Source organism: Ruegeria sp. C9 (assembly GCF_056537585.1).
Map to the genome: position 1 here is coordinate 792,867 of NZ_JBQFRU010000002.1, position 24,422 is coordinate 817,288.

A 24,422-nucleotide genomic window follows, 5' to 3' on the forward strand; every position below is an offset into this window, starting at 1 on the left:
TTACCTGCGCGACAGCAAAGGAGGCGGCAAGATCTTCCACACCGCGCACGCTCAACGTCTGGGAGGACAATATGAAAATAGTCAAGACAGCGGCCCTGGCGGCCGTAGCCACGACAATGGCAGCCGGTTTCGCGATGGCTGAAACAACGAAGCTTAGAATTCAAACCCATTTTTCGCCCGAAACTCTGTCAGGCCAGATGGCTGCAAAATTCGTTGAAGACATTCAGGAAATGTCGAACGGCGAAATCGAAGTTGAAATGTTCTATTCCTCTTCGGTGGTCAAATCAGTTGAAACCTTCGATGCCGCAGCTACAGGAATTCTGGATTGCGACATGACGGGCGGCGGCTATCAGACCGGTAAAAACCCGGCCTTCCAGTTTGCGGGCGACCTGCTCGGCGGATATCAGAACCCATATCAGCAAATGGCTTGGCTTCTTCATGGCGGCGGAAGAGAAGCTGTAAATGATCTATACAACGGCTACGACATGGAATTCATCGGATGGTGGATTCCCGGGCCAGAGTCGCTGTCTTCGACCAAGCCGATTGCAAAAGTGGAAGACTTCAAAGATTGGAAGTTCCGCTCGCCTCCAGGCCTTGCTACCAAGGTGTTCGCGGAACTTGGTGCTTCTCCGATCGTGATGGACTTCAACGAAATCTTCACGGCTTTGGAAACCGGTATCATTGATGGTGCGGATGCTGCGAACCTGACGAACAATGTGGGCCTCGGTCTGTACGAGATCGCAGGCCACACAAACTATCCCGGTTTCCACTCGATGCCTGCAGATCACCTAGCTTGTCGCAAAGACGTCTGGGAAGCGATGCCCGCGCATCACAAGAAGATCATGGAAGTCGCAATGGATAGCCTGGCATTGCACAATGCCACAATCAATGAAGTGCAGAACGCTCAGACTGCAAAAGACCTGAAGGCAAAAGGCGTTCAGTTGTACGAATGGTCGCCTGAAGACCTGGCAGCGTATCGCGCGGCCGTTCAGGTCGGTTGGACGGAGTTCGCAACGACACCTGAAGCACAGGCGCTTTTGGAAAGCCACATCAACTTCCTGCGTGACCTGGGCGCAATGCAGTAATCAGGCTTCGATCGAACTACGACACACGGAAAGGCCGCACTTGCGGCCTCTCCGGATCGGCGCCGGGATCCAGAACTTCATGAAAATCACCAGAATAATAAGTCATGTACTGCAGTACGACATGCCGGAAGTTCTGGGCTACTCGCAACAGTATTATGACAAGCGTACAACCCATCTGGTCGAGATTCAGACAGATGAAGGGGTAACCGGTTGGGGGGAGTGCTTTGGTCCCGGAAACGTAGCCATTGCGAACAAATCCATCGTGGAAAAGGTAATCCAACCAATGGTCCTTGGCATGGACCCTTTGGACAAAGACGTGATCTGGCACAAGGTGTACAATCTTTTGCGAGACCATGGCCAAAGCGGAATGCCAATACAGGCTTTGTCCGGGGTGGACATCGCACTTTGGGACATCACCGGCAAAATCTCTGGCCTCCCCCTCCATAAGCTTGTCGGCGGGGCTCATCGCGCAAGCGTTCCTTGCTACGGCTACGGCATGATGCTCCGGGATGAACCGATTTCTAGTCTTGCAAGCCGTTTTGAGGATGAAGCCGCTAAGATCAAGTCAATGGGATTTACCGCCACCAAAATGAAAACGGGCTTTGGCCCGAAGCCTGATGTGAAACTGTGCGAAGCAGTTAGACGCGGAGTTGGTGACGACTTTCCTTTTATGGTCGATGCAAACCATGCCTATACGACTTCAGACGCGTTCTTTGTCGGTCGGGCGCTGGAAGAACTGGACGCATATTGGTTCGAAGAACCGGTCGCGCCAGAAGACATTGACGGATACCGCGAACTGCGCACTTCGCTTAAAGTAAACATCTCGGGCGGAGAGGCGGTATTCAATCGCTGGGCATGGCGCAATCTTCTTGAAAACCGTGGCATCGATATCGCGCAGCCAGAGGTTTGTGCTTTGGGCGGTGTTTCAGAGTATCTCAGGGTACTGTCTCTATGCCACGCACATTTCACTCCGGTCGTAAATCACGTCTGGGGTAGCGCCATCGCCGTCGCAACTAATCTGCATTTACTAGCGGCCATGCCCGCAATTCCAGGCGGCTTGCATCCATGGGAGCCGATGCTGGAGTTCGACACAACGGACAACAAGTTTCGGGACGATCTGCTGACCGAACCGCTGGAAATTCAAAATCAGGTCAAGGCCAACAACGGCCGTGTCACGATCCCGACTGGCCCCGGATTGGGTGTCGAGCCGGACCGAGACTTTATCGATCACTACAGGATCGAAGGATAGGGACGAGGGTTACGCGATGCACAAGAACTCAGGCGGACTAATTGAATGGCTCATACCGTTGGCCTTCGTCGCAACAGCCAGCTGGCTTGTTTGGCATCTTCCCGCATTCCTATTGGACTGGCTGCCTTACACCTCTGAATCCCTCAAAAGTCAGGTAACTGAAATATATCTGCGCAGCGACGTTACGCCCGAATTGTCTGGCGTATTCGGGGGGTATGTCGACATCATCGACATGGCCGCGCTCGTCCTTCTACCGTTTCTTGCAGTGATTGGTACCAAGACCGTGCGCCCGGCGACGATGGAGTTCGAAGGCTCGACGGTTATGGACCGTTTCGCCCTGTTCATAGGTCGAGTGACGATGATGATGATCGCAATCATGACTGTCGTCATGCTCTACGAAGTCTTCATGCGTTATATCCTGGAGAAGCCGACCGAGTGGGCGAACGAAATGACACTCTGGTTCGCCAGCTTTGTGTTTTTAATGTCTGGCTACTACGCCATGCAGCAACGCAGTCACATTCGAATATTCCTGATGTACGACGCAGTTCCACGTTGGCTTCAGCGCGTTTTTGATACGGTTTCGACTATACTGATCGTGCTATTTGCCTTCTTTCTTGTCTACGGCAGCTACAAACAGGTGTTCGTCAATAAGCTCTACAAATGGGAGCTTTATGGCTCTGCCTTCAATCCTCCGATCCCGGCGACGTTGCAGCCGATGGTGCTGATAGTGATTACGCTCGTCGCAATGCAAGCAATTTTAAACTTGGTCGCGGATTGGAACAAAGAACCGGAAATCCACACAGATGAACCGGACGAAGACGAAATTGAAATGATCAAACGGGCGGTGGGACAAGACTGATGGACATTGGAACAATCTCACTCATCCTGATGGTCGCCCTGATTGTGCTTCTGGCGATCGGGATGCCCTTGGGTCTGGCCTCGGCTTCGCTTGCGGTTCTGGTTCTTGTGCTCAAGTTCGAACCGACACTGCTTTTAAACCCGTTTTCATTCGGCGACGGGATTCTCACCGGTCGGCCAGGGACTGGGCCGCTCTATATCCTGGCGCAGAAGATATACGGGCTCTTAACGGACTACGTGCTCATATCCGTGCCATTGTTTATCTTCATGGCGTCGCTGCTAGAGCGGTCCGGGATCGCGCGCGACATGTATTCGTCGCTGAATGTCTGGCTGTCCAGAACACGCGGCGGCATCGCGATCGTGACCTCGATCATGGCGGTGATCATGGCTGCCATGTCCGGCATCATCGGCGGTGAGGTTGTCCTGCTGGGCCTTATCGCCCTGCCCCAGATGCTGCGCCTGGGCTACGATCAGAATCTCGCGATCGGCGTCATCTGCGCCTCAGGGTCTCTGGGCACCATGATCCCTCCTTCGATCGTTCTGATCATCTATGGGCTGATCACCGAAACCTCGATCAAGTCGCTGTTCACCGCGTCTTTCATTCCCGGCTTCATGCTGGCCTCGATGATCATCCTGTACATCATCATCCGCACGCGGTTGAATCCTCATCACGCTCCGCTGCCGGAACCGGACCCGAACGACCCCGAACCAGCCGAGAAACGCAAACTGTTTGGGGCCTTCATGAGCATCGTCGTCGCCGGGTTTTCCACCGTTCTGTTTATCCGGGCCGCTTTTTTCGAGCTCTCAGGCTCGAACGCTGCCAGCCAGGGTGAGCCCGCGAGGCTGGGAACGGCTGACTACCTGCCCTGGTTTGCCGGCATCACGATCGTCGCCCTTCTGCTGATTTTCTTCGTCTTTGGCAGACAACGCGCAAAAATCGGTTGGGAAATGGGCAAGGGTCTCGTCGCGCCGCTGGTCGTAATCGGCGTCGTGCTCGGTTCGATCTATGGCGGGATCACAGGGATCACTGAGGCTGCAGGCATGGGCGCCTTCGCCGTTCTGATCATCGCCATCCTGCGGGGCGAAGGATCGTTCGAGCTGGTTTGGGACAGCTTGATGCGGACGTTAAAATCCACAGGCACCATCATCTGGGTTACGATCGGGGCCGCCGCGCTGGCGGGTGCCTACACCATTGCTGGCGGGCCCCAATACGTGGCCGACCTGATCGTCGGCCAGGAGCTGCCGACCATGTTGGTCATTCTGGTAATGATGCTGATCTTGCTGTTCATGGGCGCATTCATGGATTGGGTCGGCATCGTACTGTTGATCATTCCGGTCTTTCTCCCGATCGTCCTGCGCCTTCCTATCGAGGAAATCGGAGTCTTTGGCCAGTTGGAGCCGAGTCATGTCGCCATCTGGTTCGGCGTCGTGTTCTGTATGAACATGCAGGTCAGCTTCCTCTCGCCCCCTTTCGGCCCGGCCGCGTTCTACCTGAAGTCAGTGGCCCCGCCGCATATCAGCCTAACGGATATCTTCCGCGGCTTCCTGCCATTCATCGGGATCCAGTTGCTGGCGCTTTCCGTTCTTCTGATCTGGCCGGGCATCATTGCGCTGCTGTTGTGAGGTTGCACCCATGCTGACACAAGATCAGATTGGCAAGTTCCAGACCGATGGATACCTCGTGGTTGAGGATGTAATTCCCCGCGATGTCCTGGGTCGGGTGCAAGCGGAATACTCGGATGTCCTGAACCGGCTCTATGACTGTTGGTACGAAAAAGGGCTGGTCAAGGACGAGCCGTCCGGAATGACCTTCTGGGACAAACTTCTGTCCGCCTATCAGGCCGGATGCGACTATTTCCAGCCGCTGGACATCTCGCTGCCCGGCGATCGGATCATGGCGGACACACCGTTCCATATTGGGCCCGCAGTGTTCGACTTGCTGACGGCCCGTCCCATGCTTGACATCGTCGAGCAGCTGATCGGGCCAGAGTTGGTGAGCAATCCAATCCAGCACGTTCGGCTGAAGCCCCCTGCCCTGAAGCTGTCCAAGGACGAGGTGCGCGCGCACATCACCGCAACGGACTGGCATCAGGACCGAGCGGTTGCGCTGGAGGATGCTGATCAGACCGAAATGGTCACGGTTTGGATTGCCGTCAACGATGCAACGGTTGAAAACGGCTGCCTGCAAGTGCTGCCAATGGCACAAGACCAATCTATCCTGCCACATTGTGCCCGGACGCAGACAGGCATTGCCGACGGGTTCATTGATGAAGGCCGCGCCGTGCCCCTTCCTGTCAAGGCCGGCGGGATCATCCTGTTTCACCCTTTGACGCCACACGCTTCGCTGATCAATAAAACGGACCGGTTCCGCTGGTCGTTCGACATCCGCTTTAGTGCGGCAGGCCAGCCGACCGGTCGAGATCATTTCCCCAGCTTCATCGCGAGGTCTAGATCGCGCCCCGAAACCGAGCTGCGAGATTGGCGCGTCTGCAAGTCCAATTGGGAGGCGGCACGAGCAAGACTGTCTGGCAAGCCGCATATAGATATTCACCGGTGGTCATCGGACTCACCGTTCTGCGCCTAGCTGCTGCCGCCAGGAAAGCTGATTATGACTTTTGTACGTTTAGATCGAACGGATAGCGTGGTTGTTGCAACTCGGCACCTGGAGGCCGGCAGTATGGTCGAGGATGTCACGACCAATGCGCGCATCCCCCCGGGGCACAAGGTCGCCACGCGGAATCTTGCACTCGGCGATCCGGTCAGAAAGTACGCCCAGATCATCGGTTACGCCACCCAACCGATCGAACCCGGCGACCATGTGCACACCCACAATGTCGAGTTCCGGAACCCCAGCGTAGACTACGAGTTTGCGACGGATCACAGGCCCACCAAACCTGCCACCTCGGTCGATACATTCATGGGCTACCACCGGGACAGCGGTCGGGTCGGCACGCGCAATTACATCGCGGTTCTGACCACAGTGAACTGTTCGGCGACCGCGGCCCGCATGATCGCCAATCACTTCACGCCGGACAAGCTGGCCAAGTTTCCGAACATCGACGGCGTGGTGGCCTTTGTCCATGGAACAGGCTGCGGAATGGCCGATTCCGGCGACGGTTTCGAAGCCCTTCAACGGGTCATGTGGGGGTTTGCAAAACACCCCAACCACGCTGCCGTTCTGATGGTCGGTCTGGGCTGCGAGATGAACCAGATCGACTGGCTGCTGGACGCGTATGGGCTGAAGCAAAGTCCCACCTTCCAGACGATGAACATCCAGAACGTCGCCGGATTGCGCCGGACCGTGGAAATGGGCATCAGCAAGATCAACCAGATGCTGCCCATTGCCAATGAGGCGAGGCGCAGCGAAGCCCCGGCGTCCGAACTGATGGTTGCGCTGCAATGCGGTGGCTCGGACGCTTGGTCCGGCGTGACCGCGAACCCGGCGCTCGGACATGCCTGCGACCTGTTGGTTGCGCAAGGCGGCACAGGTGTCCTTGCGGAAACACCCGAAATTTACGGAGCCGAACACCTTTTGACCCGCCGCGCCCTTAGTCGCACAACTGGGGAAAAACTGATCGGACTGATCGATTGGTGGCAGGACTATACCGCTCGCAATCACGGTTCGATGGACAACAACCCAAGCCCCGGCAACAAGCAAGGGGGTCTGACGACCATCCTAGAGAAGTCGCTGGGGGCAGCGGCGAAGGGCGGCACCACCCCTTTGACCAGTGTATTCAAATACGCCGAACCAATCACCGCCAAAGGCTTCACCTTCATGGACAGCCCCGGATATGACCCGGCCTCGGTGACCGGGCAGATCGCGGCTGGGTGCAACCTTGTGTGCTTCACCACGGGACGCGGCTCTGCATTTGGGTCCAAACCGGCACCCACGCTGAAAATCGCTACCAACTCTGAATTGGCAGCACGCATGCCCGAAGACATGGACGTGGATGCAGGCGACATTCTGACCAAAGGCGCCAGCGTCGAGGAAAAAGGACAGGAAATATACCGACGGCTGCTCCAAGTCGCCTCTGGCGCGCGGACCAAGTCCGAGGCGCAGGGCTTGGGTGACTACGAATTTGTTCCCTGGCAAATCGGAGCGGTGATGTGAAACGGATTCTTGTAGCCGGCGGCGGATTAATCGGTATCCGCCACGTCCGCGCCGTGATTGAGCATCCCGGTTGCATGTTGGTCGGGTTGGCCGATCCAGATGGCTCGATCCAGATCGACGCGCCGCGTTTTGCCAGTATGGACGAGGTGCAGGGCCCAGTGGATGGCGTCATCATCGCCACTCCGACCCGCCTGCATGCCGAACATGGCATTCTGGCCGCATCCCGCGGTTGGCACATGCTGATCGAAAAGCCGGTTGCAGCATCGATCGATGATGCCCTGCGCCTGAAGACGGCCGTTCGCCAGGCCAATGTCCGCAGTCTTGTAGGCCACCATCGGCGGTATCATACAATCTTGCAACACCTGAAGGAGGTGATCGCGCAAGGTACGATCGGACAAGTCATCAATGTCTCGTTGCTGTGGGCCATGCGCAAACCCGACAGCTATTTTGAACAGAACTGGCGGACTTCCGATGGCAGCCCAGTCATGATCAATCTGGTGCATGATATCGATGTCCTGCGCTTTGTGATCGGAGAAATCTCGGATGTCGTCGCCCTGCCCGGAGCGCCCATCCGCGGATCGGATAGGATAGAAAGCGGGGCTGTCGCGATCGCATTCGAAAACGGCGCGACGGGCACTATCAGCTTTGCCGATACCGCACCCAGCCCCTGGGGGTTTGAGGCCGGAACCGGCGAGAACCCGAACATCGGCACGACCCATCAGGACATGATCTGGATCACGGGAACCAGTGGCGCTGTGAGTTTTCCCTCCATGACCCTGTGGCGCGGACAGGATTGGGGCACTGCGGCCCAAAAAGACCAACTTACACGACCGGAACAACAACGCGCACCGCTAGAGGTGCAGCTGGATCACTTCCTTGACGTGATCGATGGCGCTCCTCCACTGATTGACGTCGAGGATGCAGCCCGAACGCTCGAGGTCACATCACGGATTGAACAGGGGCTAAAGGCGCGAACGACCCGAGCGCGGGCGCCGGCCTGATGGACATGCGGCCCGGCCAAATGCCGGACCACCTAAAAACCAATGATTATCCACCGGGCAATATGAGCATTAAAAAAGCAAAGCCGCCCGCAACAAACACAAGAATAAAAACCAGACACATTCACGGAAAGGGAAACCAATGAGCAAACCATCAATCGGGTTTATCGGCTTGGGACTAATGGGCGGAGCCATGGTGAGCCGACTGTTGGACCAAGGATATTCGGTCGCTGTATTGGGAAACCGCGACCGCACGTACCTGGACGCCGCGATTGACCGAGGCGCCCGCGAGATGCAAAACGCCCAAGAACTGGCTCAGGCCAGCGACATCGTGATGCTGTGCATGGGCACCTCCGAACAGGTCGAGAGCCGAATGCACGGTGCAGATGGAGTGATTGCGGGATTGAAATCCGGCGCGATTGTCATCGACTTTGGCACCTCGCTTCCTGGCAGCACACGCGCCTTGGCCGAGGAGGTTGCCGCAGCCGACGGAAGCTATCTTGATGCACCGCTTGGCCGGACACCTTCACACGCGCTAGAAGGCAAGCTCAACATTATGACGTCTGGAGACAAGGCCGCCTTTGACAAGGCCGAGCCGACACTGAAAGATTTGGGCGAAAACGTTTTTTACCTTGGCCCCGTTGGGTCCGGGCACACGATCAAGCTGATCAACAACTTCTTCGGAATGACCGTTGCGAACGCGATGGCCGAAGCCTTTGCCATGGCTGACATCACCGGTGTTGACCGCAAGCAGCTGTATGATGTGATGGCCGCAGGGCCGCTGCATTCCGGAATGATGGATTTCGTCAAAGCCTATGGCGTTGAGAGCGACCCAAATCAGCTGGCCTTTGCCATCAAGAACGCGGCAAAAGACCTCGGGTATTATGACCGAATGGCGCGCGAGGCAGGCGTTACCAGCGTGATGTCGCAGGGCGCGCTTTCGGCGCTGAATGACGCCCGCGACCACGGTCAGGCGGATGACATGGTAAGCCAGATGGTTGACTACTACGTCAAGCGTTTCAACACCTGATCGATGGCCGTCTCCGCCAACCCCACCGCTGACCTGCCGCGCCTTGGCATTGTGCTGATGTTGATGGCGTGGCTGTTCTTTTCGTTGGTTGACCTTGGGGCCAAGTGGTTGGCGTTGGCCGGAGTGCCAGCATTTCAGTTGGCGTTCATGCGCTATGCGGGGCACTTCGTGATCTCAGTGGGCGTGATCGCCAAGGGCGGGATAGAGGCCGGTCGGTTCAAGACTGACCATCCATGGCAGGTGATAAGCCGGGCCTTGCTGCTGATCTCGGCGACCGTTTTCAATTTTTATGCCCTACGGTTTTTGCCACTGACCGTTGTGTCGGCAATCATGTTCTCAAGCCCGGTCATCGTGTGCTTTCTGTCCGTCTTTGTATTGAAAGAAAGCGTGGGCCCATGGCGTTGGGCGGCTATCATCCTGGGCTTTCTGGGGGTGTTGGTTGTCGTACGGCCGTTTGGTTCGGCCTTTCATCCGACCATGCTGCTGATCGTATATAATGCCACCGCTTTGGCCTTGTACTCGATCATGACGCGCAAGCTGTCCGGGGTCGTTGCCGTGGACACTATGCAATTCTACCTCGGGCTTACCGGTACGGTGGTCCTGTTGCCGTTCGCCATCTGGTTTTGGGTCCAGCCAGAAAACACGTGGAGCCTGATTGTACTGATCGGCCTTGGTGTGTTTGGCTGGTGCGGGCATCAGCTGCTGACGAACGCGCATCGGTTTGGAACGGCGAACCAGTTGATGCCATTCACCTATTCGTTCCTAATCTACGTGGCAATCTGGGGTTATCTGTTCTTTGACACAGTACCGGACGCATTCACGTTGGCGGGGGCTGCGCTGATCATGGCTGCCGGTCTCATCATCTGGAAAAGAGAAAAGAAATGACGCGAATTGCCTGCATCGGCGAAGCAATGATCGAATTGTCCATGCTGGAAACCGGCGCGAAGGTGGGCGTCGCGGGGGATACGCTGAACACGGCCATCTACATGCACCGTGCCGCGCCTGACCTGCAGGTGGAGTATGTGACATGCCTAGGCGACGATCCGTTCTCAAGGCATATCGTGGACTTCATCGCCAGTCATGGCATCGGAACATCCGGCATCCGTATCATTCCGGACGCCTCTCCGGGACTATACGCGATCACGACATCTGCGGACGGTGAACGCAGCTTTACCTATTGGCGCAGCGAGGCGGCCGCCCGTCAGCTTTTTGCCGATCACGACTTCAGCCCGCTGAACGGTTACGACGTGCTGTACTTGTCAGGGATTTCCGTGGCCATTCTTCCGCATGCAGTCAGGCTTGCGCTTCTGGACTGGCTCAAAGGCTCTTCCGTCCGGTTGGTATATGACAGCAACTTTCGTCCGCGTCTTTGGGACAGCGTCCAACACGCTCGGCAGATTAACCAACGGCTTTGGCAACGTGCAGATATTGCCCTGCCGTCCATTGACGACGAGATGGCATTGTTCGGGGAAAGCGCGGACCAGGTGGCTGCACGCTTTGCCGATCATCACGGTGTTGGTGCGTTGAAACGCGGAAAGAATGGCCCTTTATCCATCGGGCAGAACACTGACCAAACCTATGAACCTGCCGAAAACGTGCTGGATACGACAGCGGCGGGCGACAGTTTCAACGGTGGGTACCTCGCGGCCTTGCTGATGGGAAAATCACAGGCCGAGGCCCTGATGGCTGGACACAATCTGGCTTCCACCGTTGTTCAGTTCCGCGGCGCGATCATTCCCGGATAAGTGGCGCGAGATCCTCAGCGCCAACGAGACCCAAAAGCGGCACTACCGGGTCCGGCTGCTTGACGGCCTTGGCAATTTCCGACGCGCAAGGATCGTTCAGCGCCCTGCCCTTTGCGATCTCGGACATGCAATAGGAGATCCAGGCCCGCATCCCTGCAATCACCGCCTGAGAGCCGGTCTCACGGAGTGTGGGAACAAACCGATACGGCAGCTTCTGGCTGCCATCCATCGCGATTTGGTCCAGACGGTGCGCCAGCTCGGGGTTTTCAAAGCGGCGCAACAAAGCCTCGGCATAATCCGGAACCTGTGCTTGCAGTGCAGCGGGCAGCGTTGCGCCCGCATCCTTCATCAACTCAGAAACCAGCGGGCGCAAAACCGGGTCTCGAACCGCTTCGTGGACGTAGGTCAGGCCCCGCTCCAACCCGGCATAAGCCAACAGGGAATGGGCACCGTTCAGCATGCGCAGCTTTCGCATCTCGTGCGGGGCTACGTCTTCGACCAGTTGCACACCCGGCCAATCCGGGTGCGGACCGGCGAAACTGTCTTCGATCACCCACTCCGAGAACGCCTCGGTCGGAACAGCCATAGGATCGCCGCTGATTGCGCGAACGGCGTCCGTGGTAGCCGGGGTGATCCGGTCGACCATCGCGTTGGGAAAGCAAACAGAGTCCCAATTCACGTCCAGACCGGCTGCTTCCGCAAAATCGGCAACTGCCGTTTCGAGCGTCTTGCCGTTTTCCATGCGATTGTCACAACTTAGTACCGTTACTGGCTTGCGCCGTTCAGCAAGGCCATAAGTTAAAAACCCGATCAGCGTCGCAGGCCCTTGCCCTGCCAGATCGGCGGCAATCGCCGGGTCCTGAAGGTTCAGCTTGCCCGCGGCGTCCAAGTGATAACCTTTCTCGGTAACGGTTGCCGAAATGATCTCGGCATCCGCCATCACATCGAACATCTCTGCGCGATCCTTGGGCGCGACCAGAACTTCCCGCAGAGCTTTGATGCGCCGGACTCCCTGCCCCTGTACGCACAAATCGTACTCGAAATCCTGTCGGGCCAATCCATCCCGAACCGAGGATGAACGCAGGCTGACGCCGACAACGTCCCATCCGCCCGCTTGATCCGTGTAATCCAGCAAATGCGCCCGGGCAAAGTTTCCAAGGCCGAAATGAAGAATTGTACCCATTTACCTTTGCAACCCGTAAACTTGTTTCGCCAGATCGACCGCCAGCAATCGCGCCAGATGCTCGGCACTGTCCCGATCGAAATAGCCGCGCGCAACCTGCTCGGCCAGATGAATCGCCACACCCCTTCGCCACAGGTCGTGACGTGCAGGAATGGACAGGAAAGCCCGCGTGTCGTCATTGAATCCGGCCAGATTGTAATATCCGGCCGTTTCAACGACCTGATCGAAATACCGCGCAATCCCGGCTGGGCTGTCGTGGAACCACCAAGGCGGCCCGATCCTAAGGCACGGCCAATGTCCCGCCATCGGGGCCAATTCACGGGCATAGGTGCTTTCGTCCAATGTGAAAAGTATGATGCGCAGTTCCGCCGAGTTACCGACCCGGTTCAACAGCGCCTCAAGGCCCGTGACCCAATCCATCGCGATTGGAATGTCGGCCCCCTTGTCCCGTCCGAAGTCCCGCAGTACCGCGTGGTTCGTGTTGCGCTTGCTGCCAGCATGTATCTGCATTGTCAGACCATCATCGACAGACATCTGCGCCATTTCGATCAGCATATGCCCATAGAACCGGCGAGCATCCTGTTCGGTACCTTCCCGCCGTCTCAGCCGCTGGTACAGCGCATCCGGGTCGTCCAGCCACTCGGTCTTTACGCGTTCGATACCGTGGTCGGTGGCAGTACATCCCAGCTGGATGAAATAAGCCCGCCGCATTCGCAGCGCGTTGAGGTAGCCATCATAGCTGTCCAGATCGCAGTCTGTCAGCTCGGCCAACTTATTCAGGTTCTGTACGAACTCTGGGTCCGCCCCATCCAAAACCCCGTCTGGGCGGAACGTCGGAACAACCCGCCCGCCCCAACCGCTTGTTCGAATCTCCCGATGCTCAGCCAGGCCCTCGAGAGCCGAATCTGTGGTGGCCAGAACCTCGATCCCAAACCTGTCGAACAAAGCCCTCGGGCGAAATTCGGGACGCGTCAGCTTTTCTGAGATCTCATCATAAATCAGGTCAGCCGTGCGAGAAGACAACGCCTCAGACACGCCCAGCGTTTCGTGCAGCACGTAGCTCATCCAGATCCGAGATGGCGTTCCCAGAAACAGATGCCAGTGTTCGGCAAAGGTGCGAAAAACGGCGCGGGGATTCTTCTTTCGCCCCTCTTCCCCAACGCCAAGTTCGGACAAAGGAACGCCCTGCGAATAGAGCATACGGAACACGTAATGGTCGGGAACCACAAGCAGCTCTGCCGGGTTGGGAAACGGCTCATCGGTTGCAAACCACCCCGGATCGCAGTGACCATGCGGAGACACGATTGGCAGGTCCTTGATGCCCAAGTACAGGTTTTCTGCCATGCCATTCAAATTGCCAGTCAATTCTGCCTCCGATACTGCTGCCCGCAATTGTTAACACAGTTTTTAATGGTTGCATCTTTCCCGTTCGAACCCGCAGACTGATCGAGTGATCCGGGGGAATGAATGAATATTGCGCTGATTGGTTTGGGGATGGTTTCGGGCACGCATGTCGCTGCCATTCAAGCATCGGATCAAGGCCTCAGTCTTGCCGGCGTCCTCGGGCGCAACTCTGAAAAAGCAGCTGAGTTCGCGCGGCGAAACGGCACCCGCGCATTCGGCTCGATCGAGGAAATCGCAGACGACCCAAACGTCGACTTTGCGATCATCGCAACACCGCCCGATCAGCGCTCAGAGTTGGTTCGGGTTCTTTCGAGCGCTTCGAAACCGATCCTGATGGAAAAGCCCATCGAGAGAACGCTGGGCGCCGCGACAGCCATCGTCGAGCAGTGCGAGGTATCCGGTGTGCCGCTGGGCATAATCTTTCAGCACCGCGCCCGCGCCGCCTCGCAGGCGCTGAAATCAGCCATTGAACAGGGTGAGCTGGGCGCGATCGCCACGGTGGAGATCCGTGTCCCCTGGTGGCGCGATCAGAGCTACTATGACGAGCCGGGTCGCGGCACTTATGCGCGCGACGGAGGCGGTGTCATGATCTCGCAGGCAATCCACACGCTTGATCTTGCGATGTGGCTGCTGGGGCCGATCTCGGACATTCAAGCCATGATGAGAAAAACTCCGTTACACGATCTCGAAGCTGAGGATTGGGCAGGTGCAGTCTTTGAAACGGATAGAGGCGCCGTGGGCACTATGATGGCGACTACTGCCGAATATCCCGGGGCCGCTGAGTCCATTACCATCCAAGGCACACGCGCCAAAGCGCATCTGGAGTCAGGTGTCCTGACCTTAACGACTTTCGATGGTCATAAATCCACGGTTGGCGAAACGTCCGCCACAGGCGGAGGGGCCGATCCCATGGCGTTCACCCATGCTTGGCATCAGGCGGTCATCGAGGATTTCGCCAAGGCTGTTGCCGATGGCACGCTGCCCATGGCCACCGGACGCAGTGCCCTTTTGACCCACGCCGTCATAGACGCGATGCAGATCGCCAATCGAACCGGCCAGAAAACACGAGTCATCTCATGAGACTGACCTGCGTAGCCCTTGGCCTGGACCACCGCCATATCTATGGCATGACGGAAAACATGCGTAAAATCGGCGTGGACTGCGTTGGCTACTGGACACAAGGCGATCCGGAAACGCTTCCGGGCTACGTCAAAAGGTTTCCCGATATTCCGCGGCTGGCCCGACTGGAAGACGCCCTAACCTGTGGGGCGGATCTGGCGCTGATTTCGGCAATACCGGCAGATAGGGTCGCGTTGACGATCCGCGCCATGCAAAACGGCATGGATGTCATGAGCGACAAGCCGGGCTGCACGACGTTCGAGCAACTTGACCAGATCAAGCGAGCTGTCGCCGACACCGGTCGAATCTGGTCGGTGAATTTTTCCGAACGATTTGAAACGCCCGTCAGCACCCGGGCGACCGAGTTGGTCGAGTCCGGTGCCATCGGGCGCGTGATCCAGACGGTTGGGCTTGGCCCGCACCGATTGAACCGGGCAACCCGGCCGGATTGGTTTTTTCAGCGTGACCGCTATGGCGGCATTCTGACCGACATCGCCTCGCATCAAATCGATCAGTTCTTGCATTACACAGGTTCGAAAACCGCAGAAATCACGAACGCTTATGTGGCGAACTACGCGAACCCCAAAGATCCCGGATTGCAGGATTTCGGAGAACTCAATCTACGAAGCGAGAATGGCACCGGGTACATCCGGGTTGACTGGTTCACGCCGGATGCCTTGCCAAACTGGGGGGATGGTCGTCTGACGATCCTCGGAACCGAAGGATATATCGAGTTGCGGAAATACGTCGATGTGGGTGGGGCCTCAGGGACAGACCATCTGATCCTCGTCAATGGTGAAACCTGCCAAAAGATCGACGCAGCCGACGCCGGCCTTCCCTACTTCGCGCGCCTGGCCGATGACATCCGCAACCGGACCGAAACCGCGATGACACAGACCCACTGCTTTACGGTCATGGAGCTGGCACTGCACGCGCAGGAAATGGCGGAACGCAGATGATCAACGTTGCGATCCTTGGCGCTGGTATCGGTGCGCAACATCTGGACGCTCTGGAACGGCTTGACCGCACCTTTCGCGTAGCCGCCGTGGTCGACCAGAATACGGACCGGATCGAACAGATACGGCAGAACTCGGATTTTCGAGCACTAACCAACATTCAGGACGCTCTGGATGATCCGGCGATTGATGTCATCGACATCTGCCTGCCGCCCCATCTGCATGTACCGACCACCCTTGCAGCACTGGCCGCAGGAAAACACGTTGTCTGCGAAAAGCCTCTTGCGACCTCGATGCAAGATGTGGATCGGATCACGGCAGCCACACGCAGCGCAGGCAAGCAGGTGTTTCCGGTGTTTCAATACCGGTGGGGCCCGTCACTTGCCCAATTGCGCCACTTGCAACGCGCAGGCCTGACCGGAGCGGTCCAAACTGCCGCGCTTGAGACCCATTGGTCCCGAGGGGCAGACTATTACGCGGTGCCGTGGCGGGGAACATGGGCTGGTGAACGTGGCGGCGCAGTGCTGGGCCATGCCATCCACAACCATGATCTGCTGACTCATATCGCGGGTGATATCGCCTGGGTGTCTGCGATGGCCACAACGCGGGTAAACCCGATCGAGACCGAAGACTGCGCCGCGATCTGCTTTGGCATGACTTCCGGAGCTTTGTGTACAAGCAATATCACCCTGGGCGCCGCCACGGACGAAACCCGCCTGCGGCTAGTCTTTGAAAAGGTGACCGCCACCTCTGGCACCGAACCCTATGCCCCGGGTCAAACGCCCTGGACATTCGTCGCGCGAGACCCGGTGAATCAAGCCGCTATCGACGAGGCCCTTGCAGCCGCCACTGACGAGCCAACAGGTTTCGAAGGGTTCTTTACCGAAGTCGGCAGGGCGCTGCGGTCCGAGGCAAATTCGGCCGTTACGCTGAATGATGGCGCTGCATCCATCGGCCTTGTGACAGCGATTTATCACGCGGCGCGCACCGGGCAGCGCGTTGCTCTTCCCATCAGGTCCGATCACCCGCTGTATGAAGGATGGCTGCCATGAAACAATGCTGGCGTTGGTTCGGACCCGATGATCCGATCGCCCTTGCCGCTCTCCATCAAGTCGGGGTTCAGGGCATCGTCACCGCGCTGCATCACATCCCGCCGGGACAGCCCTGGGACGAACCAAGCATCGCCGATCGGCAGGCAGTTCTGGCTACTGCCGGGTACAGTTGGGACGTTGTCGAAAGCCTGCCCGTCTCCGAAGCGATCAAGACGCAATCCGCAGACATGGCTGAACATCTGCAGGCGTATAAGTCCAGCCTCAGGGCCCTGTCCGACCGTGGCATCAAAGTCGTTTGCTACAACTTCATGCCAATCCTGGATTGGACGCGCACCGCCCTTCGCGCCCCGCAGCCGCACGGCGGAACGGCCATGCTGTTCGACCTGACCGATTTTGCTGTTTTCGACATACATATTCTTGAACGTCCGGGCGCGTCCGAAGACTATTCCAGCGTCGTCCAGCAAACGGCCAAGGATCGCTTCTTGCGCATGTCGGATGAATCCAAGGCCCAGTTGCAACACAATGTCACTGCGGGGTTGCCCGGCGCCAACGATCAGTGGAGCGTGCAGGACGTGCGCGCTTTGTTGCAGACCTATGCTCATATCGACCGTGACCGGCTTCGCGCAAACCTGATCGACTTCCTGTCAGAAGTCGCACCAGTCGCCCAAGAACTGGAACTACGCTTGTGCTGTCATCCGGATGATCCGCCGTTCTCGTTGCTTGGTCTGCCGCGGATCATGTCCAGCACCGATGACTACGGCGCCGTTCTGGATGCGGTTGATTTGTTGGCGAACGGCGCAACGTTGTGTACCGGATCGCTGGGAGTTTCCCCCGAATTTGATGGGCCGGACTTCGTGCGCAGGCATGGCGACCGAATTCACTTTGTCCATCTGCGGAATACCAAACGCATCGCCGGATTAGACAGCCAGAAACCGGACTTCTTTGAGGCCCCGCATCTGGAGGGCGACACCGACATGGTCGGCACCATTCGCGAACTGATGAACGAACAGCGTCGCCGCAAATCCCAAGGGCGTTGCGACTGGCAAATTCCGATGCGACCCGACCACGGACAAGAACTGCTGAGCGATCTGGGTGGACACAGTACTCCCGGCTATCCATTGATCGGGCGTATGCGCGGGCTTGCGGAACTGCGCGGCATCATGGCGGCGTTCTCCTAACGCGTCGGATCAGGCGGTTTCTTTTCGCCCGCAACACTTCTATGCTTGCCTGAGCGCCGCATTCTTCGTTTAATTGCTATACGTAAACGGGCAGCGGGGTGTCTTCCGGACTCGCCCGACGTCTGTAAAAGACGCGTGAAACTCCCGCGAAAACCGATGCGATTGGGCATCATTTTTCGAAACGTCTGCCATACGGCAATGGCGAAATATCGGGAGGAGTCCAAATGAAAACTGCAGGCGTAATAGGTCTTGGCGACATGGGCAGCGGCCTTGCCAAGAACCTGATCAAGAATGGCTTTGAAACATCAGGTTTCGACCTGAGCGAGACGCGCATGACGGCATTTGCTGACATGGGCGGCCAGCCCAAGGACAGCGTGGGACAGGTCGGTCGACACGCCGCCAGTGTGTTTGTCATGGTAATGAACGGAGATCAGGCCCGCGATGTCATTCTGGGTGAAAACGGGCTGGTTGCGAACATGGCCAAAGGCGGAACGGTCATCCTGTCGGCGACCATTACCCCGGCCGAAGCCCGCGCCATCGGGCAGGATATGGAAGGCTCGGGGATTAACTTAATCGACACGCCGGTCTCAGGTGGGTTTCCCGGCGCGCAGAACGGCACATTGACGATGATGGCTGCCGGTGCTGCGGATGCGCTGGACCGAAACGCCGAAATCATGCAGGCAGTATCGGCAACCATTCATCGGGTCGGAGAAAACGCTGGCGACGGGCAAACCGTGAAAGCCTGCCTGCAATCCCTGATCGGATCGATCTTTTCCGCCACATTCGAGGCTGCAGCCCTGGCGGCCAAAGCCGGTGTCAGCGGTCAGGCATTACTTGATGTGTTCTCCTCATCCAGCGCGGGGTGCGGCGTCGTGAATTCCGCCCTTGAAAACATCATTGATCGCAAGTTCGAGGCCACCGGCAGCCATATCGCAACCATGCACAAGGACCTGACGATCTCGCTGGCACTGGCCGGTGCGTTGGGCGTTCCAATGCACACAGCATCATCCGCTATGCAGATCTTTCACGCAGGAAAAACCAAATACCCGAATGGTGACAACTGGGTGTGTACTCGCGTCATCGAAGAAATCGTTGACGCAGAATTGCATCGCTGAGGGGACCGGACATGAAACTAGGTGTAATTTGCGACGGCATTTCCCGCGATCTGCGGCATGCCGTGGACGTGATGGACGAGTTCGGCCTGGACTATGCAGAGCTTCAGTTCGTTGGCGATGCGGAGGTCGGGGATCATTCCCCGCAGCAAATAGCCGAGATCGACGCGCTCTTGCGCGACCGGGGCAAGCCTGTGTCATGTCTGTCGCGCCATATCTTTGCGGGGATGACAGCTGCCAATAGGCCCCGCGACGACTTCCACACTCGGCATATGGACGCCTTGAAACGCGTAATCGACATGGCGCATGTTGTTGGGTCTCCGCTGGTTCGGATCATGACCCAACGAAAAGAGCAGATACTGTGGGGAAAAAACGGCGCCGAGAAGTGGAACGTAGCGCATGGGGTATGGGACTCGATGCCGCCGCTGATCGCGCCGGCGGTTGAACTGGCAAGAGCTGAGGGCGTGACGCTTGTCGTGGAAACCGGAAACGGTACGCTGGTCAATTCCAACTATACAGCCCGCAAGCTGATTGACGAGTTGGACGCAAAAGACTCTTTGAAAGTGCTGTGGGACCCCGGAAACAACTGCTGGTGCCATGAACTGGCATATCCGGACGGTTATGAAGAACTGCGCGGCGGATATCTGGGTCACATTCATATCAAGGACGTAAAGGTCGACACGCCGCGGGCAACACTGGAAGTGTGCCGCATGGGGGAAGGTCAGCTTGCGCCATTGTTCCAACCCATCGCGGAGGCGCTCAGATCCGACAGCTATGATGGCGTCATTTCTTTCGAAAGCGTTTATCACCCCGGCAACGGGAACTTCGAAGATGGTTTTCGTCTGTGTGTGGACCAGTTTAAAAGCCTGTTTGCATGAAAATGCAGTCAATATGCGTTCAAAATCAAAAGTTTGACCCCCACTGCTGAATGCCAAATGAGGTGTAGAAAGCTGGGCGCGTTCGCGTGAAATCAAGGAAAGGGCCTGCTGGATGAAGCAAGAGTTTTTCGAGCTGTCGATTGAAACGCCGGGCAAATCCCTCATCGACATCAGCAGGATCGTTCAGCGTGCGGTGTCCGAACACGAATTTGTCTCGGGCCTGTTGACCCTTTGGTGCGTCCACACCGGTGCCGCGCTGTTGGTGCAGGCCAATGCCGATCCTGACGTGCTCAAGGATATCGAGACGTTCTTCGAGAAACTCGTACCCAAGTCACCAGGCAAGTATCACCACCGCCCGACCGAGGACGACAACGCTCCATCGCATCTGCGGGCGCTGTTGACGCAAACTCAGGTATCGATCCCGGTCGAACAGGGGCAGCTTCCGCTGGGTCGCGTACAAAGCCTGTACCTGTTCGAACATCGGGAAGCACCCAAGGCACGCCGATTGAAGGTGCACTACATCGGGACGTGATGCCTTGGATCACATGGAGCGTTGGCAGTGCTAACGCCCCATCCAGCCCCCGTCGACTACAAGGATTTCACCGTTGACGAAGTCCGACGCAGCAGAGGCCAGAAAGACCACCGGTCCGGCAAAATCAACAGGCGTACCCCAACGGCCTTGGGGTGTTCGTTCCAGGATCGACTTCGACCGGACCGGATCATCCCGCAGGGCTTGGGTGTTGTCGGTCGCGATGTAGCCAGGCGCGATCGCATTCACGTTTACGCCCTGCCCGGCCCATTCGTTGGCCAAGGCTTTGGTCAGCTGTCCAATCCCGCCTTTCGAGGCCGCATAGCCCGGAACGGTGATGCCACCCTGAAATGTCAGCAGCGATGCAGTGAAGATGATCTTCCCCGAGCCGCGCGCCAGCATGTCCTTGCCGATCTCGCGTGACAGAACGAACTGCGAGGACAGGTTCACCTCCATCACTTCGTCCCACCAGTCGTCCGGGTGTTCGGCGGCGGGTTTGCGTTTGATCGTGCCGGCATTGTTGACAAGTATATCAGGGGTTTGTCCGTCGGCTCTCAACTGATCAATGAACCCATGCAGCGCGGCGCGATCCGAGAAGTCGCATTGGTAGGCCCGGAAATTGCGTCCCATCGCCGTCACGGCTTTTTCGACATCCGAGCCAGACAGCTCGAGCGAGGCGGACACTCCGATGATATTGGCTCCGGCCGATGCCAATGCTTCGGCCATACCGCGCCCGATACCGCGTTTGCACCCGGTCACAAGGGCCGTCTTTCCCGTCAGGTCGAAACTTTGCAAAACACTCATGAACGCGGTCCTACTTCGATCAGGCTTTTCATTGCGGTTGGGCTGCGATCCAGTGCTTCGAACGCGGCCTGGATGTCTGCCAGAGGGCTGACGTCCGTGATCACAACATCCGCGTCCACTCCGCCCGAGGCGACAACTGCAATGGCTTTCTCGTAATCCTCTGGCTCATAGACCCGAGCACCGATCAGTCGCAGCTCTCGCCAGAAGAACTGGAACAGGTCGATCTGGGGCTTTTGAGCATGGATCGCGACCATTACGATCCGGGCCCGAGTCGCGGCAACGGCGGTCATTGCATCGACACCGGGCTGCGTTCCTGACACCTCGAAAACCACATCTGCCCCTTTGTCGCCCGTGCGCGCGTTGATTGTGGACACCAGATCGGTTTCGATTGGGTTGATCGTGTCAAAGCCAAGTTTTTCAGCAATCGCAAGACGGTTCGGATTCACTTCGGAAATCACGACATTTCCACCCGCGTCCCGCGCAACCATGGCAACCAGGATGCCAATCGGGCCGCCGCCGATAACGACAACGTCCTCTCCAGGTTGCAGGTCAGACAGCCGCACATCGTGGCAGGCAACGGCAACCGGCTCGATCAGCGCCGCGTGATCCATGCGCAAGTCATCCGGCAGAACGTGCAACGTGTGGGCCGGAACACTCCAGATCTCTTGCATCGCGCCATCGGTGTCGAGGCCGAGAAACTTGAGATTCTGACAGATATGCTGATGCCCCCGCTTGCAAGCTGGGCATTCTCCGCAATGATCAAGCGGTCGGACAACGACCTTCTGGCCGGGTTCGACCGTATCGACGCCCTCGCCCACCGCTTCGACCACACCTGACATCTCATGCCCAATCACCCGGTTCAGGCCGACGCGGGCATCCATGTTGCCGTGGTAGACGTGCATATCCGTCCCGCAAATCCCACAATAGGCGACACGAATGGCAGCCTCGCCGGGACCCGGATCTGTCGCTTGGGCTTGCTCTACTGCAAAGCTCTTACCGCCCCTGTAGTATGCGGCAGTGATCGTCTGGGTCGTCATCTATGCATCTCCTTGTGTTCCGCATTCAATTTGTCCCAGTCGAATTCCACTCCGGTTCCCGGGGTATCCGGGGCCACGGCCAGACAGTCTTCGACAACTAGTGGACGGGTCGTGTACTGGTCTATCGGGAATGAGTGTACTTCTAGCCAGCCTGCGTTGGGTTGCGCAGAAACAAGGCTGACGTGCAGCTCCTGCATCCCATGACTGCAAACCGGAATGCCGTGCTGTGCGCTTAGCGCGGCCACGCGCAGCCAGCCGGTGATTCCACCGCAGTTTGAGGCATCGGGCTGGATAAAACTCAGTTTCGCGTCATCAAAGGCGTATTCAAATTCGTGTATGGTGTGCAGGTTTTCACCCATGGCAAGGGGAACGCCCGTCGCTTCGACAATTTGGCTATAACCTTTGTAGTCGTCTGGAATTGTCGGTTCCTCGAACCACAGGATATCGCAGTCGGCGAACCCTCTGGCAGCGACGATGGCCTGTTCGACACTCATAGAGTAATTCGCATCGACCATGAAGAACCGGTCCGGCCCCAGCATCTCGCGTACCGCCCGGGCACGTGCAAGATCGTCGGCCAGGTCTGGTTGACCGACCTTGATCTTGACTGCGTTGAACCCACGCGCAAGGTACCCTTCGGTCTGACGCAGCAGTTTCTCCAACGAGAAATTCAGGTCGATCCCGCCGGCATAGGCCTTGCACCGTTTGGACGCTCCACCGGCCATCTGCCACAATGGCGCATTCTGCGTTCTGCCGCGAATATCCCACAGTGCAATATCTACGGCCGAGATGGCAAACGAGGCGATCCCACCCCGTGCGACGTAGTGCACGTGCCACTGCATGGCATCGTACAGGCTTTCGATCTGTTCGGCGTCTTGTCCAACAAGGAACGGTGCCAGGTCATGCTGGATCATCGCTAAGATGGCATGACCACCCTTGCCCCCGGTGTAGGTATACCCGACCCCCTCTACCCCATCAGAGGTTTGAATGGTGACAGTGATCAATTGAAAAAACGTGTGATCCCCATGTTTGGCATCGACTAGGACTTCGGCGAGCGGAACGTTGAACAGCCGCGCTGATACACTTTCTATGCGATTCATTAACCTAAGACCTTCTGCTGCCTAGCAATAACCCGAGACTGTAAAAGGATGACCGCAAATAGAAAGCCTCCACGTATGACCATTTGCCAATAGGCACTGAAACTGATGGTGCCCTGACCGTTTTCAAAGTTTAGAACGTTGAAGACCAGCCCCAGCAACAGCGCGCCGGCGACGGTCGCAGGGATCGATCCCATCCCACCCGTCAACAAAGTGCCGCCTACAACCACAGAAGCGATGGCTGACAATTCCCATCCGATGCCTTCTAGGGGTTGCCCAGCTCCAAAACCCGAGGCAAGAAAGACTCCGGCCAGCCCCGCACAGCCACCCGACAGCAGGTAGACAAAAGCCTTGGCGCGATTGACCTTCAGGCCCATGAGGTTCGAGGCATCCTCGCTGCCACCGATCGCCAAGACGGTCCGCCCGATGGTTGTTCTTTCCAGCACCAGCCAAAGTGCCAGAGTCAGTCCGGCCACGATGACGATCGCCCATGGAAACAGGCCAAACGCCTGCCCCATGCCAAGCTTGGTGAAGTTCGACCCCCAATCGACCGAAATTGTCTGGGCGCCCGAAATCACCAATGCGCCGCCTTTTGCGGCCAGCATGGTGGCCAGCGTGGCGATGAAGGGCGGGATCCGAAGGATGATTATGCAAAAGGCGTTGATCGCCCCGAAACCAACCCCGGCAAGAACGGCCCCCGGCAACGCAACCTGAATCCCATACGGGCTGAGATAGGCCGCAACAACCGAGGTAAAGGCCGCCACGGATCCGACCGACAGATCAATCCCGCCGGTCATGATCACAAAACACATGCCCAGCGCAATCGCGATGAACATCGCGTTGTAATTCAGGAAAGACGAGAAATTGTAGGCGCTGCCAAAGTTGTCATAGCGCATCAGCCCGAACAGAATCAAAGCCAGCAGTGCGATCCACACCGTCACCGAGGCCGAATTACGTCGAAGGCATTTTCGCAGGTCAAAAGCCGTTTCATCCAACATCG

General features: G+C 57.5%; 22 protein-coding genes and 1 pseudogene. 17 read left to right on the forward strand and 6 right to left on the reverse strand.

The annotated features are described in order from the left end of the window. The first annotated feature begins 71 nt into the window (after positions 1-71). The 10 genes and pseudogenes from ACR0NE_RS08130 to ACR0NE_RS08175 all read left to right on the forward strand — a co-directional run bounded on the left by ACR0NE_RS08130 (position 72) and on the right by ACR0NE_RS08175 (position 11,076). Positions 72-1,085, forward strand: a complete 1,014-nt coding sequence (locus tag ACR0NE_RS08130; protein WP_170396175.1) for a TRAP transporter substrate-binding protein — start codon at positions 72-74, stop codon at positions 1,083-1,085. A 79-nt stretch (positions 1,086-1,164) separates the two neighbouring features. Continuing rightward, positions 1,165-2,334, forward strand: a complete 1,170-nt coding sequence (locus ACR0NE_RS08135) for a mandelate racemase/muconate lactonizing enzyme family protein (protein WP_170396173.1) — start codon at positions 1,165-1,167, stop codon at positions 2,332-2,334. Between the two features lie 16 nt (positions 2,335-2,350). Then, positions 2,351-3,193: a TRAP transporter small permease subunit gene (locus ACR0NE_RS08140; protein ID WP_255612041.1), complete on the forward strand. Its 843-nt coding sequence runs from the start codon at positions 2,351-2,353 to the stop codon at positions 3,191-3,193. Then, positions 3,193-4,815 carry a TRAP transporter large permease gene (locus ACR0NE_RS08145; RefSeq protein ID WP_170403499.1) on the forward strand — a complete coding sequence of 541 codons (1,623 nt, stop codon included), beginning with the start codon at positions 3,193-3,195 and terminating at the stop codon, positions 4,813-4,815. Before ACR0NE_RS08140 ends, ACR0NE_RS08145 begins: the two co-directional genes overlap by 1 nt. A 10-nt stretch (positions 4,816-4,825) precedes the next feature. Continuing rightward, a complete protein-coding gene (locus ACR0NE_RS08150; protein ID WP_170597851.1) occupies positions 4,826-5,776 on the forward strand; it encodes a phytanoyl-CoA dioxygenase family protein in 951 nt (316 codons plus the stop codon). A gap of 24 nt (positions 5,777-5,800) precedes the next feature. Next, entirely contained in the window at positions 5,801-7,303 is a 1,503-nt protein-coding gene (locus tag ACR0NE_RS08155) for an altronate dehydratase family protein (protein ID WP_170597849.1), read from the forward strand. Further along, positions 7,300-8,304 carry a Gfo/Idh/MocA family protein gene (locus tag ACR0NE_RS08160; protein ID WP_170511773.1) on the forward strand — a complete coding sequence of 335 codons (1,005 nt, stop codon included), beginning with the start codon at positions 7,300-7,302 and terminating at the stop codon, positions 8,302-8,304. The genes ACR0NE_RS08155 and ACR0NE_RS08160 overlap by 4 nt, the downstream gene beginning before the upstream one ends. A gap of 106 nt (positions 8,305-8,410) precedes the next feature. Then, positions 8,411-9,331 (forward strand): annotated as a pseudogene (locus tag ACR0NE_RS08165) (NAD(P)-dependent oxidoreductase); the annotation flags it as partial. Positions 9,332-9,334: 3 nt separating this feature from the next. Further along, positions 9,335-10,216: a DMT family transporter gene (locus ACR0NE_RS08170; RefSeq protein ID WP_170597845.1), complete on the forward strand. Its 882-nt coding sequence runs from the start codon at positions 9,335-9,337 to the stop codon at positions 10,214-10,216. Then, positions 10,213-11,076, forward strand: a complete 864-nt coding sequence (locus ACR0NE_RS08175; RefSeq protein WP_170597843.1) for a sugar kinase — start codon at positions 10,213-10,215, stop codon at positions 11,074-11,076. The genes ACR0NE_RS08170 and ACR0NE_RS08175 overlap by 4 nt, the downstream gene beginning before the upstream one ends. On the opposite strand, the gene ACR0NE_RS08180 is transcribed toward ACR0NE_RS08175, so the two are convergent. Continuing rightward, complete coding sequence (locus tag ACR0NE_RS08180; RefSeq protein ID WP_170597841.1) at positions 11,063-12,259, reverse strand: mannitol dehydrogenase family protein; 1,197 nt, start codon at positions 12,257-12,259, stop codon at positions 11,063-11,065. The two genes, ACR0NE_RS08175 and ACR0NE_RS08180, sit on opposite strands and share 14 nt — an antisense overlap. Continuing rightward, the gene (gene uxaC / locus ACR0NE_RS08185) at positions 12,260-13,603 is read right to left on the reverse strand and encodes a glucuronate isomerase (RefSeq protein WP_170597839.1); all 1,344 of its coding nucleotides are present in this window, start codon (positions 13,601-13,603) and stop codon (positions 12,260-12,262) included. 123 nt (positions 13,604-13,726) lie between these two features. On the opposite strand from uxaC, the gene ACR0NE_RS08190 reads away from it, so the two are divergent. The 7 genes from ACR0NE_RS08190 (at position 13,727) to ACR0NE_RS08220 (ending at position 20,490) form a co-directional block, all read left to right on the forward strand. Next, a complete protein-coding gene (locus tag ACR0NE_RS08190) occupies positions 13,727-14,743 on the forward strand; it encodes a Gfo/Idh/MocA family protein (RefSeq protein ID WP_170511765.1) in 1,017 nt (338 codons plus the stop codon). Continuing rightward, positions 14,740-15,741: a Gfo/Idh/MocA family protein gene (locus ACR0NE_RS08195; RefSeq protein WP_170597837.1), complete on the forward strand. Its 1,002-nt coding sequence runs from the start codon at positions 14,740-14,742 to the stop codon at positions 15,739-15,741. Before ACR0NE_RS08190 ends, ACR0NE_RS08195 begins: the two co-directional genes overlap by 4 nt. Then, positions 15,738-16,790: a Gfo/Idh/MocA family protein gene (locus ACR0NE_RS08200; protein ID WP_170597835.1), complete on the forward strand. Its 1,053-nt coding sequence runs from the start codon at positions 15,738-15,740 to the stop codon at positions 16,788-16,790. The genes ACR0NE_RS08195 and ACR0NE_RS08200 overlap by 4 nt, the downstream gene beginning before the upstream one ends. After that, entirely contained in the window at positions 16,787-17,968 is a 1,182-nt protein-coding gene (gene uxuA, locus ACR0NE_RS08205) for a mannonate dehydratase (protein WP_170597833.1), read from the forward strand. The genes ACR0NE_RS08200 and uxuA overlap by 4 nt, the downstream gene beginning before the upstream one ends. A gap of 224 nt (positions 17,969-18,192) precedes the next feature. Further along, positions 18,193-19,083: an NAD(P)-dependent oxidoreductase gene (locus ACR0NE_RS08210; protein WP_170597831.1), complete on the forward strand. Its 891-nt coding sequence runs from the start codon at positions 18,193-18,195 to the stop codon at positions 19,081-19,083. 11 nt (positions 19,084-19,094) lie between these two features. After that, entirely contained in the window at positions 19,095-19,958 is an 864-nt protein-coding gene (locus ACR0NE_RS08215; protein ID WP_170597830.1) for a sugar phosphate isomerase/epimerase family protein, read from the forward strand. A 112-nt stretch (positions 19,959-20,070) separates the two neighbouring features. Further along, entirely contained in the window at positions 20,071-20,490 is a 420-nt protein-coding gene (locus tag ACR0NE_RS08220) for a secondary thiamine-phosphate synthase enzyme YjbQ (protein ID WP_170597828.1), read from the forward strand. 30 nt (positions 20,491-20,520) lie between these two features. Here the strand turns inward: ACR0NE_RS08220 and ACR0NE_RS08225 are convergent, their stop codons facing one another. Genes ACR0NE_RS08225 through ACR0NE_RS08240 form a run of 4 tightly spaced genes read right to left on the reverse strand, consistent with a single transcriptional unit; the run spans position 20,521 to position 24,420 of the window. After that, the gene (locus tag ACR0NE_RS08225; protein WP_170396139.1) at positions 20,521-21,291 is read right to left on the reverse strand and encodes an SDR family oxidoreductase; all 771 of its coding nucleotides are present in this window, start codon (positions 21,289-21,291) and stop codon (positions 20,521-20,523) included. Further along, positions 21,288-22,328, reverse strand: a complete 1,041-nt coding sequence (locus ACR0NE_RS08230; protein WP_170597826.1) for an alcohol dehydrogenase catalytic domain-containing protein — start codon at positions 22,326-22,328, stop codon at positions 21,288-21,290. The genes ACR0NE_RS08225 and ACR0NE_RS08230 overlap by 4 nt, the downstream gene beginning before the upstream one ends. Further along, positions 22,325-23,425 (reverse strand): mandelate racemase/muconate lactonizing enzyme family protein, encoded by a 1,101-nt coding sequence (locus tag ACR0NE_RS08235; RefSeq protein WP_170396135.1) that lies wholly within the window; start codon positions 23,423-23,425, stop codon positions 22,325-22,327. The genes ACR0NE_RS08230 and ACR0NE_RS08235 overlap by 4 nt, the downstream gene beginning before the upstream one ends. Beyond that, complete coding sequence (locus ACR0NE_RS08240) at positions 23,425-24,420, reverse strand: ABC transporter permease (RefSeq protein ID WP_170597824.1); 996 nt, start codon at positions 24,418-24,420, stop codon at positions 23,425-23,427. Before ACR0NE_RS08240 ends, ACR0NE_RS08235 begins: the two co-directional genes overlap by 1 nt. Between the last annotated feature and the right edge of the window lie 2 nt (positions 24,421-24,422).

Excerpts from the sequence above, each read along its gene's own strand:
- ACR0NE_RS08130 (WP_170396175.1), top strand. The coding sequence starts at position 72 with ATGAAAATAGTCAAGACAGCGGCCCTGGCGGCCGTAGCCACGACAATG.
- ACR0NE_RS08135 (WP_170396173.1), top strand. The coding sequence starts at position 1,165 with ATGAAAATCACCAGAATAATAAGTCATGTACTGCAGTACGACATGCCG.
- ACR0NE_RS08140 (WP_255612041.1), top strand. The coding sequence starts at position 2,351 with ATGCACAAGAACTCAGGCGGACTAATTGAATGGCTCATACCGTTGGCC.
- ACR0NE_RS08145 (WP_170403499.1), top strand. The coding sequence starts at position 3,193 with ATGGACATTGGAACAATCTCACTCATCCTGATGGTCGCCCTGATTGTG.
- ACR0NE_RS08150 (WP_170597851.1), top strand. The coding sequence starts at position 4,826 with ATGCTGACACAAGATCAGATTGGCAAGTTCCAGACCGATGGATACCTC.
- ACR0NE_RS08155 (WP_170597849.1), top strand. The coding sequence starts at position 5,801 with ATGACTTTTGTACGTTTAGATCGAACGGATAGCGTGGTTGTTGCAACT.
- ACR0NE_RS08170 (WP_170597845.1), top strand. The coding sequence starts at position 9,335 with ATGGCCGTCTCCGCCAACCCCACCGCTGACCTGCCGCGCCTTGGCATT.
- ACR0NE_RS08175 (WP_170597843.1), top strand. The coding sequence starts at position 10,213 with ATGACGCGAATTGCCTGCATCGGCGAAGCAATGATCGAATTGTCCATG.
- ACR0NE_RS08180 (WP_170597841.1), bottom strand. The coding sequence starts at position 12,259 with ATGGGTACAATTCTTCATTTCGGCCTTGGAAACTTTGCCCGGGCGCAT.
- uxaC (WP_170597839.1), bottom strand. The coding sequence starts at position 13,603 with ATGGCAGAAAACCTGTACTTGGGCATCAAGGACCTGCCAATCGTGTCT.
- ACR0NE_RS08190 (WP_170511765.1), top strand. The coding sequence starts at position 13,727 with ATGAATATTGCGCTGATTGGTTTGGGGATGGTTTCGGGCACGCATGTC.
- ACR0NE_RS08195 (WP_170597837.1), top strand. The coding sequence starts at position 14,740 with ATGAGACTGACCTGCGTAGCCCTTGGCCTGGACCACCGCCATATCTAT.
- ACR0NE_RS08200 (WP_170597835.1), top strand. The coding sequence starts at position 15,738 with ATGATCAACGTTGCGATCCTTGGCGCTGGTATCGGTGCGCAACATCTG.
- uxuA (WP_170597833.1), top strand. The coding sequence starts at position 16,787 with ATGAAACAATGCTGGCGTTGGTTCGGACCCGATGATCCGATCGCCCTT.
- ACR0NE_RS08210 (WP_170597831.1), top strand. The coding sequence starts at position 18,193 with ATGAAAACTGCAGGCGTAATAGGTCTTGGCGACATGGGCAGCGGCCTT.
- ACR0NE_RS08215 (WP_170597830.1), top strand. The coding sequence starts at position 19,095 with ATGAAACTAGGTGTAATTTGCGACGGCATTTCCCGCGATCTGCGGCAT.
- ACR0NE_RS08220 (WP_170597828.1), top strand. The coding sequence starts at position 20,071 with ATGAAGCAAGAGTTTTTCGAGCTGTCGATTGAAACGCCGGGCAAATCC.
- ACR0NE_RS08225 (WP_170396139.1), bottom strand. The coding sequence starts at position 21,291 with ATGAGTGTTTTGCAAAGTTTCGACCTGACGGGAAAGACGGCCCTTGTG.
- ACR0NE_RS08230 (WP_170597826.1), bottom strand. The coding sequence starts at position 22,328 with ATGACGACCCAGACGATCACTGCCGCATACTACAGGGGCGGTAAGAGC.
- ACR0NE_RS08235 (WP_170396135.1), bottom strand. The coding sequence starts at position 23,425 with ATGAATCGCATAGAAAGTGTATCAGCGCGGCTGTTCAACGTTCCGCTC.
- ACR0NE_RS08240 (WP_170597824.1), bottom strand. The coding sequence starts at position 24,420 with ATGTTGGATGAAACGGCTTTTGACCTGCGAAAATGCCTTCGACGTAAT.